Annotated in this window: 10 protein-coding genes and 1 tRNA gene; 3 read left to right on the top strand and 8 right to left on the bottom strand. The window is 65.9% G+C overall.

The window, feature by feature from the left end; genetic code table 11:
* Positions 1-18: 18 nt before the first annotated feature.
* From BME24068_RS02665 to BME24068_RS02635, 7 genes are all read right to left on the bottom strand, one after another.
* Positions 19-103 (bottom strand) — tRNA-Leu (locus BME24068_RS02665).
* A gap of 111 nt (positions 104-214) precedes the next feature.
* Positions 215-592, bottom strand: coding sequence for a preprotein translocase subunit SecG (gene secG, locus BME24068_RS02660; protein ID WP_096507622.1), 378 nt, complete (start codon positions 590-592; stop codon positions 215-217).
* A gap of 72 nt (positions 593-664) precedes the next feature.
* The gene (tpiA, locus tag BME24068_RS02655) at positions 665-1,420 is read right to left on the bottom strand and encodes a triose-phosphate isomerase (RefSeq protein WP_174925060.1); all 756 of its coding nucleotides are present in this window, start codon (positions 1,418-1,420) and stop codon (positions 665-667) included.
* 140 nt (positions 1,421-1,560) lie between these two features.
* Positions 1,561-2,580: an NAD(P)H-quinone oxidoreductase gene (locus BME24068_RS02650; protein ID WP_174925059.1), complete on the bottom strand. Its 1,020-nt coding sequence runs from the start codon at positions 2,578-2,580 to the stop codon at positions 1,561-1,563.
* A 140-nt stretch (positions 2,581-2,720) separates the two neighbouring features.
* The gene (gene pnp, locus BME24068_RS02645; protein WP_096507625.1) at positions 2,721-4,868 is read right to left on the bottom strand and encodes a polyribonucleotide nucleotidyltransferase; all 2,148 of its coding nucleotides are present in this window, start codon (positions 4,866-4,868) and stop codon (positions 2,721-2,723) included.
* A gap of 290 nt (positions 4,869-5,158) precedes the next feature.
* Positions 5,159-5,428 (bottom strand): 30S ribosomal protein S15, encoded by a 270-nt coding sequence (rpsO, locus tag BME24068_RS02640; RefSeq protein ID WP_006398792.1) that lies wholly within the window; start codon positions 5,426-5,428, stop codon positions 5,159-5,161.
* 118 nt (positions 5,429-5,546) lie between these two features.
* Positions 5,547-6,806, bottom strand: a complete 1,260-nt coding sequence (locus BME24068_RS02635) for a branched-chain amino acid ABC transporter substrate-binding protein (RefSeq protein ID WP_174925058.1) — start codon at positions 6,804-6,806, stop codon at positions 5,547-5,549.
* Positions 6,807-6,986: 180 nt separating this feature from the next.
* On the opposite strand from BME24068_RS02635, the gene BME24068_RS02630 reads away from it, so the two are divergent.
* The 3 genes from BME24068_RS02630 (at position 6,987) to BME24068_RS02620 (ending at position 10,103) form a co-directional block, all read left to right on the top strand.
* Positions 6,987-7,499 (top strand): hypothetical protein, encoded by a 513-nt coding sequence (locus BME24068_RS02630; protein ID WP_096507627.1) that lies wholly within the window; start codon positions 6,987-6,989, stop codon positions 7,497-7,499.
* Between the two features lie 372 nt (positions 7,500-7,871).
* Positions 7,872-8,513: a carbonic anhydrase gene (locus tag BME24068_RS02625; protein ID WP_096507628.1), complete on the top strand. Its 642-nt coding sequence runs from the start codon at positions 7,872-7,874 to the stop codon at positions 8,511-8,513.
* A gap of 39 nt (positions 8,514-8,552) precedes the next feature.
* Positions 8,553-10,103 (top strand): SulP family inorganic anion transporter, encoded by a 1,551-nt coding sequence (locus BME24068_RS02620; protein ID WP_174925057.1) that lies wholly within the window; start codon positions 8,553-8,555, stop codon positions 10,101-10,103.
* Positions 10,104-10,179: 76 nt separating this feature from the next.
* On the opposite strand, the gene BME24068_RS02615 is transcribed toward BME24068_RS02620, so the two are convergent.
* Positions 10,180-11,724 (bottom strand): 2-isopropylmalate synthase, encoded by a 1,545-nt coding sequence (locus BME24068_RS02615; RefSeq protein ID WP_096507630.1) that lies wholly within the window; start codon positions 11,722-11,724, stop codon positions 10,180-10,182.
* Between the last annotated feature and the right edge of the window lie 38 nt (positions 11,725-11,762).

Raw genomic sequence — 11,762 nt, 5'->3', positions numbered from 1 at the left:
GCTGGCATTGAGTAACTTTGGTGCCGACGGCGAGACTCGAACTCGCACAGCTTTCGCCACTACCCCCTCAAGATAGCGTGTCTACCAATTTCACCACGTCGGCACTGCATGCAACTCGGGTCGTACTGCCTGTTTCCCGCGAATCGCTTCAAGAATTAAATTCTAACCTGACTTTCAAAATTGTTCAACGCACAACGGCAAATATTTCAGTTTTTTATTTCGGAACATCCTGGCCCGGCGCGCTCGCGGCCGAAGCCGTCGCGGCGGACGCAGCAACAGCCGGCGCCGACGCAGCAGGCGCCGATGCGGGTGCGGTCGCGACCCCGCCCAGCACGCCCGCCGACGGCGTCGACTTGTACGAGCCGAGATACGTCAGCGTGAGCGTCGCAACGAAGAAGACCGTCGCGAGCACGGCCGTCGTGCGCGACAGGAAGTTCGCCGAGCCGGTCGCACCGAACAGGCTACCCGACGCGCCGCTGCCGAATGCGGCGCCCATGTCGGCGCCCTTGCCGTGCTGCAGCAGCACGAGACCAATCACACCGAGTGCAGACAGTACCTGCACGACAATAATCAGCGTCTTGAATAACAGCATCACACCCACCCGATTGGATCAGGCGACCGGACCGACCGGCCGCCATCATGGTTCAATTCGATCCCGAGCCGCTCAACGTGCAGCCCGGCAGATCGCCAGGAAATCTTCCGCCTTCAGCGACGCGCCGCCGATCAGGCCGCCGTCGATGTCCGGCTGCGCGAACAGCTCTTCCGCGTTGTCCGGCTTCACGCTGCCGCCGTACAGCACGGACACGTCCGCCGCGCCCTTCGTCGCGAGACGCGCACGCAGGAATGCGTGCACGTCCTGCGCCTGCGCCGACGTCGCGCTCTTGCCCGTGCCGATCGCCCAGACCGGCTCGTACGCGACGACGATGCGCGCCGATTCGTCAGCCGTCAACACGGCCAGCACGGCGTCGAGCTGCGCACCGACCACCTGCTCGGTCGCGCCCGCTTCGCGCTCGTCGAGCGTTTCGCCGACGCACACGACGGGCGTAAGGCCTGCCGCGAGCGCGCGCTGCGTCTTCGCTGCAACCGTCTCGTTGCGCTCGCCGTGATACGCGCGACGCTCCGAGTGACCGACGATCGCATACTGCGCGCCGAACTCCGCAACCATGGCGGCCGCCACTTCGCCCGTGAACGCGCCCTGCTCGTGCGCGGACACGTCCTGCGCGCCGAACGCGACACGGCCATCGCCGAGCTGCGCCTGAACCTGCGCGAGGTAAGGGAACGGCACGCACACGCCGATCGACGTTTCAGCCACCACCGCGCCCGCACCCTGCACCACTTCGTTCAGCAATGCCTGGTTGCCGGCCAGTCGGCCATGCATCTTCCAGTTGCCGATCACTCGCTTCGTTCTTTGTTTCGACATCGTGTCTGTCTCGTCACTATCTTGTCATCAACGCGCCGGTAACCGGCCGTCAGGTTGGATCTGGCGAAGCAAACCCGCGATTTTACTGCGCGCGACTTGAACCGGTCAAACCGCGCATGTCAAGCCCGCTGCGCGGGCCCTCACACGTTCGCGCCCCAATCGAGCACGATCTTGCCGATGTGCTCGCCGCTTTCCATCAGCGCATGCGCCTGCGCGGCCTCGCCGGCCGGCAGCACGCGGTAGATGACCGGCTTGATGCGCCCCTCGGCGATCAGCGGCCACACGCGCGCCTTCAACTGCGCAGCGATGCGCGCCTTGAACTCGACCGGACGCGGGCGCAGCGTCGAGCCCGTCACCGTCAGCCGGCGGCGCAGGATCTCGTTGAGGTTCACCTCGGCCTTCGCGCCGCCGAGCAGCGCGATCAGCACGAGCCGGCCGCCGTCCGCAAGCGCGGACAATTCGCGCGGCACATACGAGCCCGCCACCATGTCGAGGATCACGTCGACGCCGCGATCGTGCGTCAGCGACTTCACGACCCCGACGAAATCCTCGGTCTTGTAGTCGATCGCACGTTCGGCGCCGAGCGCCTCGCATGCGCGGCATTTGTCGGCATTGCCGGCCGTCGCGAACACGCGAAAACCAAGCGCGTGCGCAATCTGGATCGCCGTCACGCCGATCCCGCTCGAGCCGCCCTGCACAAGCAGCGTTTCCTGCCCGCCGCCCTCGGCCGCACCCAGTTGCGCGCGATCGAACACGTTGCTCCACACCGTGAAGAACGTCTCGGGCAGCGATGCGGCTTCGATGTCGGTGAGCCCGTCGGGCACCGGCAGGCATTGCGGCAGCGGCGCCACCGCATACTCGGCATAGCCGCCGCCCGCGAGCAGCGCACAGACGCGATCGCCGAGCTTCAGGCCGAACGGATTCGACGCGACATCCGACAAGTCGCCGCCGACGATCTCGCCCGCCACTTCGAGCCCGGGCAGGTCCGACGCACCCGGCGGCGGCGCATACGCGCCCTTGCGCTGGAATACGTCCGGCCGGTTCACGCCGGAAGCCGTCACCTTGATCAGCACCTCGCCGCGCTTCGGTTCGGGGCGCGGACGCTCCGCGAGCTTCAGCACGTCGGGGGCGCCGAATTCGGTGATTTCGATGGCTTTCATGGTGGCCTCCAGGATCGGAATCGGGGACGGGCCCGTACGCCGCACGGGCCGCTCGCCGGCGCTGCTGCGCCGCACAACGATGCTACAGAAAAAACGGCCGGCACGCTTTCGCACTGCCGGCCGTTTTCACGCCTGTCCGCTTACTGCTGCGGCGGCGTATCCGACTGCGACGCGGCAGCGGCTTCGTTCAGCAGCGCCTTGGCCGACAGACGCACACGCCCCTTCTCGTCCGTCTGGATCACCTTGACCTTGACCTGTTGACCTTCCTTCAGGTAGTCGTTGATGTCCTTCACGCGCTCGTTGACGATTTCCGAGATGTGCAGCAGGCCGTCCTTGCCCGGCAGCAGGTTCACGATCGCACCGAAATCGAGCAGCTTGAGCACCGTGCCTTCGTATACCTGGCCGACTTCGATCTCGGCCGTGATTTGCTCGATGCGCTTCTTCGCTTCGGCCATGCCTTCGCTGTTCGTGCTCGCGATCGTCACGACGCCGTCGTCCGAGATGTCGATGGTCGTGCCGGTTTCTTCGGTCAGCGCGCGGATCACCGAACCGCCCTTGCCGATCACGTCGCGGATCTTTTCCGGGTTGATCTTGACCGTGATCATGCGCGGCGCGAATTCCGACAGCTGCGTGTTCGCACCCGCGACCGCCGACGTCATCTTGCCGAGGATGTGCATGCGGCCTTCCTTCGCCTGCGCGAGCGCGACCTGCATGATTTCCTTCGTGATGCCCTGGATCTTGATGTCCATCTGCAGTGCCGTCACGCCTTGTTCCGTGCCGGCCACCTTGAAGTCCATGTCGCCGAGGTGATCTTCGTCGCCGAGGATGTCGGTCAGCACCGCGAACTTGTTGCCTTCGAGGATCAGGCCCATCGCGATACCCGCGACGTGTGCCTTCATCGGCACGCCGGCGTCCATCAGCGCGAGGCAGCCGCCGCACACCGAGGCCATCGACGACGAACCGTTCGATTCGGTGATTTCCGACACGACGCGGATCGAGTAGCCGAATTCGTCGGCGCTCGGCAGGCACTTGACCAGCGCGCGCTTCGCGAGGCGGCCGTGGCCGATTTCGCGGCGCTTCGGCGAGCCGACGCGACCCGTTTCGCCGGTCGCGAACGGGGGCATGTTGTAGTGGAGCATGAAGCGCTCGCGGTATTCGCCTTCGAGTGCGTCGATGATCTGCTCGTCACCCTTCGTGCCGAGCGTCGCGACGACGAGCGCCTGCGTTTCGCCACGCGTGAACAGCGCCGAACCGTGGGTGCGCGGCAGCACGCCGGTGCGGATCTCGATCGGACGCACGGTGCGCGTGTCGCGACCGTCGATACGCGGCTCGCCGTTCAGGATCTGCGAACGGACGATCTTCGCTTCGATGTCGAACAGGACGTTGCCGACGGTGGCCTTGTCGGCCGCGACCGTGCCGGCCGCCAGCGCGTCTTCCTCGAGCTTCGCCGAGGTCGCCGCGTAGACTTCCTTCAGCTTCGTCGAACGCGCCTGCTTGTCGCGCAGCTGGTAAGCCGCGAGCAGGTCGTTCTGCGCCAGTTCCGTCACGCGTGCGATCAGCGCCTCGTTCTTCGGCGCCGGCTGCCAGTCCCACTCGGGCTTGCCGCCTTCGCGCACGAGTTCGTGGATCGCGTCGATCGCCGTCTGCATTTGCTCGTGACCGAACACGACCGCGCCGAGCATCACGTCTTCCGGCAGTTGATCGGCTTCCGATTCGACCATCAGCACCGCGCGCTCCGTACCGGCGACGACGAGGTCGAGGCTCGATGCCTTGATCTGGTCACGCGTCGGGTTCAGCACGTAGGCGTTGTCGATGTAGGCGACGCGCGCGGCACCGACCGGGCCGTTGAACGGCAGGCCCGACACGGCGAGCGCAGCCGATGCACCGATCAGCGCGGGGATGTCCGCCGGGATTTCCGGGTTCACGGACAGCACGTGGATCACGACCTGCACTTCGTTGTAGAAGCCTTCCGGGAACAGCGGACGCAGCGGACGGTCGATCAGGCGCGACGTCAGCGTCTCGTGCTCCGACGGACGGCCTTCGCGACGGAAGAAGCCGCCCGGGATCTTGCCGGCCGAGTAGGTCTTTTCGAGGTAGTCGACGGTCAGCGGGAAGAAATCCTGACCCGGCTTCGCCGACTTCGCGCCGACGACGGTTGCCAGCACGACGGTATCTTCCACGTCGACGATCACGGCACCGCTCGCCTGACGGGCGACTTCACCGGTTTCGAGGCGCACCTTGTGCTGGCCCCACTGGAATTCCTTCACGACCTTGTTGAACATGGACATGGTTGCTCCTTTGAATTCATTCATTTCATTCGCCGCCCGGGCCATCCCGCGCGGCGGCGTCCCGACTGAATCACCAGAGCAAGGTGTGTTTTTTATGCCATTCCAGTGCGTCGCTCGAAGAGCAGCGCGCTGGAATGACACAAATCCCGACCCCGGCATCAGCCGTTCCGGCAGCCCGGCATCCACGTGCCGAACGACCTGCGGTGCGCGTGACGCTACGCACCGCGCAAAAACAAAATGCCTGCATCAGCGGACTGACACAGGCATCTTGCTGGCGGCAATCGCCTCGATTACTTACGCAGACCCAGCTTCTCGATCAGTGCGCGGTAACGGTCGGCATCCTTGCCCTTGAGGTAGTCGAGCAGCTTGCGGCGGCGGCTCACCATGCGCAGCAGGCCGCGGCGGCTGTGGTGGTCCTTCGCGTGGGTCTTGAAGTGACCCGTCAGTTCGACGATACGTGCGGTCAGCAGTGCGACCTGGACTTCGGGCGAACCCGTGTCGTTGGTACCGCGGGCGAACTGAGCAACGACTTCCGACTTCTTGATATCTGCAACAGACATGTGATTTCCTTTGTTTCCTACTTGCTAGCTAACAGGCGGACACGGAAGAATGGCCGTGCCGTGACTTACAACCGGCGGGCATTGTAGCACAACTGCACGCCGTTCCTACCGCCCCCTGTCACGGGCGCGTCATCGAACAGGTCGACGGCATCTGCGTGCGCTGCGCGGGCACCGCGAGAACCGTCCGGAAACCGTAGCCGGAGCCCTCGTTGTCGAAGCGCACGCCGGGCGTGCCGACCTTGTCCATTTCCATCACGTAAAGGGGCTGGATCAGCTGGTGATCCTGCGCGCGCATGGCGGACGCATGGAAACCGTCGTCGAACGACAGCCCCTCCAGCGCGCGCGCCACCGCGACGGGGTCGGCCGAGCCGGCCCGATTCATCGCGGCCGCGAGCATCTCGACCATCAGGCTCATGCGGCGCACCGGGTAGTCGTCCTGCGGTGCCGGGAAACGGGTCCGGAACGCACGGTAGAACGCGTCAGACTTCGCGCCGCCCGCGTTCGGATGCCAGTCCGCGACGGCCACCACCCGCCCGACGCCCGCGTCGCCGAGCGCGGCCGGCGCGCCGAGGCTGTTGCCGTAGAACGTATAGAACTTTGCGTTGAGCCCCTGCTCGCGCGCGGCCTTCACGAGCAGCGTGAGATCGTTGCCCCAGTTGCCGGTCACGACCGCGTCCGCGCCGCTCGCGCGGATCTTCGCGATATACGGCGAGAAATCCTTGATCCGGCCGATCGGATGAAATTCGTCGCCGGCGATCGTCACGTCGGGACGCCGCCCGGCCAGCGCCTGCCGCGCCAGCGCGCTGACGTCGTGGCCGAAGCTGTAGTCCTGGTTCAGCAGATAAACCTTGTGCAACGTACGATCGCGCGCCATCACGTCGGCCAGCGCGGCCATCCGCATCCCCGCGTGCGCGTCGAAACGGAAATGCCAGAAGCTGCAATGCGCGCCGGTCAGCGCCGGATCGTCGGCCGAATAGTTGAGGAACAGCATCCGGCTGTCGGGATTGCGCGCGTTCAGCTTGTCGAGCGCCGCGACGAGTGCCGCCGCGACCGCCGAACTGTTGCCCTGCGCGACGAATCCGATGTGCCGGTCCGCGGCCACGCGCAACTGGACGAGCGCTTCTTCCGGGCTGCCCTTGCTGTCGAGCACGACCAGCTCCAGCGGATGCGCGCCATCGCGCAGCTTCACGCCACCCGCCGCGTTGACCTGTTCGACACCGAAGCGCAGGTTGCGCTCGACGGCCGCGCCCGCGTTCGCGAACGGGCCGGACATGCCTTCGACCAGCGCGATCCGCACCGGCTCGCCCGTCGCGTACGCGGACGACGCCAGCATCCACCCCACGCTCAACGCGAGCGCACACCGCTTCCACAGCTGCATCGGCTACCTGCCCTTCAATCCGGTCGAGAAGCGCGGATCATAGGCCGCCGGCCCCGTCGCCCGCAAGCATGGCGAGACACGACACGCCGGCGGCGATCCCGCACCGGTTTTTTCGGCGCGATGCGCCGGCGCGCGCCGTCCGTGATACAACGGAACTGTCAGAGAGTTCTGGAGGATCCCATGCGCATTCGCATTCCCGTGCGCCTGCCGGTGCTGGTCGCCAGTGCGGCGGCGCTGCTCGCCGGTTGCGCGCAACCGTGGCAGCAATACCAGGCCGGTCAGGACGAGTCGGCGATCGTCGCACGCATGGGCCCGCCGCGCGAGATCTACGATCTGCCCGGCGGCGGCAAGCGCCTGATGTGGCCGACCCAGCCGATGGGCGAGACCACCGTCGCGGCCGACGTCGACGCAGCCCACAAGATCGTCAACGTGCGCCAGGTCCTGCAGCCGAGCGAGTTCTATCGCGCGGAGATCGGCAAATGGACGAAGACCGACGTGCTCGTCAATTTCGGCCGGCCGGTCGAGACTTCCTACTTCCCGCTGATGAAGCGCGAAGTGTGGACCTACCGGTATCTGGAAGACAACGTCTGGTACATGATGTACAGCTTCTACTTCGATCCGCAGGGCATCCTGCGCATCACGCAGAAAACACCGGACCCGCTGCACGACCCCGACCGCCGCAATCTGTTCTGAACGATTACGCAATTTCCGCGCAATTTCCCGATGGCCATTCACGAATAAACACGTGAATGGCCATTTCATTTTTCCGCCCTATCCGGTTGATCCGGAAAAGAGATCGGCAATCCTTTCCGATCGACTCGCTGTCGCGATGTCGTCGAGCGGAATCCCTTACCGGAAGGGAAACCAGCATGCGCAATGCATGTCATTCGGTGCATGGATGCATGCGGCGCACCTCGACATTCCTATTTGAAACAATTTGTATCTGTGGCACCGAGTGCTAGGGCATACCCCTAATATCGGTCGGAATAGACCTTTCAATTCCGAAAGGATTCGGCGGCGCCATTTCGAGTGTGCGTTGTCTATCCCAATTTAAAAGGATTCCTCATGAATCGCCCCAAGAGCATGCTGGTCGCCAACATCGCCTGGGCCCGCGAGACGCGCGAACACACGCCCGGCTTCTTCGACGCACTCGCGCGCGGCCAGAATCCGCGCGTGCTGTGGATCGGCTGCGCCGACAGCCGCGTGCCGGCCGAAACCATCACGCACTGCGCGCCGGGCGAACTGTTCGTCCATCGCAACATCGCGAACCTGTTCCATCCCGACGACGACAACGCCGCAAGCGTGCTCGAGTACGCGGTGCGCGCGCTCGAGGTCGATCACGTGATCGTGTGCGGCCACTACGGCTGCGGCGGCGTACGCGCATCGCTGCTGCCGCCGCCGACCGACCTGCCGCACGTCGCCCGCCGCATCGCGCCGCTCCGCGCGCTTGCGCGGCGCCATCGCGACACGCTCGGCGGGCTCGACGACGCGGCGGCGGCCGACCGCCTCGCGGAGCTGAACGTGCTCGAACAAGTGAAGCTGCTGCGTGCGTCGCCGATCGTGCAGGGCCGCCCCCGACCGCCCCTCGTGCACGGCTGGATCTTCTCCGTCGCCGACGGCCGCCTGACGGAGCTCGATTCCGGCTACACGGCGCCGCCGGTCGCGGCCGAACCACAGCACACCGCCACGGCCGTCGCATTCGGCTGACCCGCGCCCTACCCCAACGCCCATGAAAACGCCCTAACCATGAAACTGAACGAGCGCCTGTCCACTCTGCCGCGCGACATCGTCGCCGGCATCGTCGTTTTCCTCGTCGCGCTGCCGCTATGTCTCGGCATCGCCAATGCATCCGGCGTCGAGCCGTTCGCCGGGCTGGTGTCCGGCATCGTCGGCGGAATCGTCGTCGCGCTGCTGAGCGGCTCGTCGCTGTCCGTGAGCGGGCCGGCGGCCGGCCTCGTCGTGATCGTCGTCGAAGGGATCGCACAACTCGGCAGCTTCTCCGCATTCCTGCTCGCGGTACTGCTGTCCGGCGTCCTCCAGTTCGGCTTCGGCATGCTGCGCGCCGGCCGCTTCGCCGCCTACGTGCCGTCGCCCGTCATCAAGGGCATGCTTGCCGCGATCGGCCTGTTGCTGATCGTGAAGCAGATTCCGTTCGCATTCGGTATCGGCGGCGCGGCCGCGCAATCGTTTGCGTCATGGCCGGGCCTGCCGACCGCATGGGCGGCCACGGTCATCGCGCTCGTGTCCGTCGCGCTGCTCGCCGCATGGGACACGCCGGCGCTCAAGCGCTTCGCATGGGCCCGCGCGGTTCCCGCGCCGCTTGCGGTCGTCTTGTTCGGCATCGGCGCGACGCTGCTGCTCGGCGCGATCGCGCCGTCGGTCGCGCCGGGCGCCGCGCATCGCGTGACACTGCCCGAACTCGAATCGTTCGCGGCGCTCGCCGCATCGCTCAAGCACGCGGAGCTCGGCCCGAACTTCGGGCAGCTCGTGAACCCGGACGTGTGGCGCGTCGCGATCACGATTGCGGTAGTCGCGAGCCTCGAGACGCTGCTGAGCCTGGAAGCGGTCGAACAGATCGACCCGAAGCGCCGGCCGACCCAGCCGGATCGCGAGCTGAAGGCACAGGGTGTCGGCAACCTCGTCGCGGGTGCGGTCGGCGGGCTGCCGATCACGTCGGTGATCGTGCGCAGCTCGGTCAACGTGAATGCGGGGGCGCAAAGCCGGATGTCGGCGATCGTGCACGGGGTGCTGCTGCTTGCCAGCGTGTTCGCGCTCACCGGCCTGATCAACCTGATCCCGCTCGCGAGCCTCGCGGCGATCCTGATCCACACCGGCTTCAAGCTCGCGAAACCGGCGCTGTTCCGCTCGGTGCTGAAGCAGGGTCCGGCCGCGTTCGTGCCGTTCGCCGCGACGATTGCGGGCGTGCTCGCGGTCGACCTGCTGTTCGGCATCGCACTCGGCCTCGCGTGCAGCGTGCTGGCGATCGCGGTCGCGAACCTGAAGAGCCCCGTCACGCTCGCACAGCATGACGATCACTTCCTGCTGTCGTTCCGCAAGGACGTCTCGTTCGTCGGCAAGGTGCAGGTCAAGCATCACCTGCGGCACATTCCGGACCGTGCGGCCGTGATCATCGACGCGACGCGCGCCGACTACATCGATCACGACGTGCTGGAGCTGATCGACGCATTCGTCGCCGATGCGCCGCGGCGCGCCATCACGGTCGAATTCCGCCGCCGCCGCCCGGCGCCGCGCCCGGCCGCGCGCCGCCGGCTGCTCCGCGCGCCGGCCGCGGAATGAGCGGCACATGAAAAAACGCCCCGGGCGGCGCAAGGCCGCACGGGGCGTTTCAGGCGTTCGGCGCCCGACGCGCAGGTTATGAACGCTGCGGGTTGAGCTTGTCGTCCTTCGAGTGCAGCTTGTTCAGCGCGGCGATGTACGCCTTCGCGGAAGCCGCGACGATGTCCGGATCGGTGCCGACGCCGTTGACGATCCGGCCGCTCTTCGACAGCCGGACGGTCACTTCGCCCTGCGCCTGCGTGCCGGTCGTGATCGCGTTCACCGAGTACAGCAGCAGTTCGGAACCGCTGCCGACTTCGCTCTCGATCGCGTTCAGCGTCGCATCGACCGGACCGTTGCCGCGTGCCTCGCCGGTCACTTCCTTGCCCTCGACCGCGAACACGACCTTCGCGTGCGGCTGCTCGCCGGTTTCCGAACGCTGCGACAGCGACACGAACTTGAAGTGCTCCTGCTCCTGCGCCAGCGCCGACTCTTCGGAGACGATCGCAATGATGTCCTCGTCGAAGATCTCGGCCTTGCGGTCGGCGAGATCCTTGAAGCGCATGAATGCGGCGTTCAGTTCGGCTTCGCTGTCGAGCGACACGCCGAGCTCCTGCAGGCGCTGCTTGAACGCGTTGCGGCCCGACAGCTTGCCGAGCACGATCTTGTTCGCGGTCCAGCCCACGTCTTCCGCGCGCATGATCTCGTAGGTGTCGCGCGCCTTCAGCACGCCGTCCTGATGGATGCCCGACGCGTGTGCGAATGCGTTCGCACCAACCACGGCCTTGTTCGGCTGCACGACGAAACCGGTGATCTGCGACACGAGCTTCGACGTCGGCACGATCTGCGTCGTGTCGATGCCGACGTCGAGGCCGAAGTAGTCCTTGCGCGTCTTCACGGCCATCACGATTTCTTCGAGTGACGTATTGCCCGCGCGCTCGCCGAGACCGTTGATCGTGCACTCGATCTGGCGTGCGCCGCCGATCTTCACGCCGGCGAGCGAGTTCGCCACCGCCATCCCGAGGTCGTTGTGGCAATGCACGGAGAAGATCGCCTTGTCCGAGTTCGGAATGCGTTCGCGCAGCGTCTTCACGAGGTTGCCGTAGAGTTCCGGCACGCCGTAGCCGACCGTGTCGGCGATGTTGATCGTCGTCGCGCCTTCGGCGATCACCGCTTCCAGCACGCGGCACAGGAAGTCGAGATCCGAGCGGCTGCCGTCTTCGGGCGAGAATTCGACGTTGTCGGTGAACTTGCGCGCGAAGCGCACCGCGAGGCGCGCCTGCTCGAACACCTGGTCGGGCGTCATCCGCAGCTTCTTCTCCATGTGCAGCGGCGACGTCGCGATGAACGTGTGGATCCGGGAGCTGTTGGCCGGCTTCAGCGCGTCGGCCGCGCGCTGGATGTCCTTGTCGTTGGCGCGCGCCAGCGAACAGATCGTGCTGTCCTTCACGAGACCGGCGATCGTGTGGATCGCGTCGAAGTCGCCGTTCGAGCTGGCCGCGAAGCCTGCCTCGATCACGTCGACCTTCATCCGCTCGAGATGCTTCGCGATGCGGATTTTCTCTTCCTTCGTCATCGACGCACCGGGCGATTGTTCGCCGTCACGCAACGTCGTATCGAAAATGATCAGCTTGTCTGTCATGGGGGGCTCCAGGGCTCTTTATACGGAAATCAAACGTA

Source organism: Burkholderia anthina (assembly GCF_902498995.1).
Lineage (GTDB): Bacteria > Pseudomonadota > Gammaproteobacteria > Burkholderiales > Burkholderiaceae > Burkholderia > Burkholderia anthina.
Note: the sequence above shows the minus strand (reverse complement) of the source record. Positions and strands in the feature narration are given on the sequence as shown.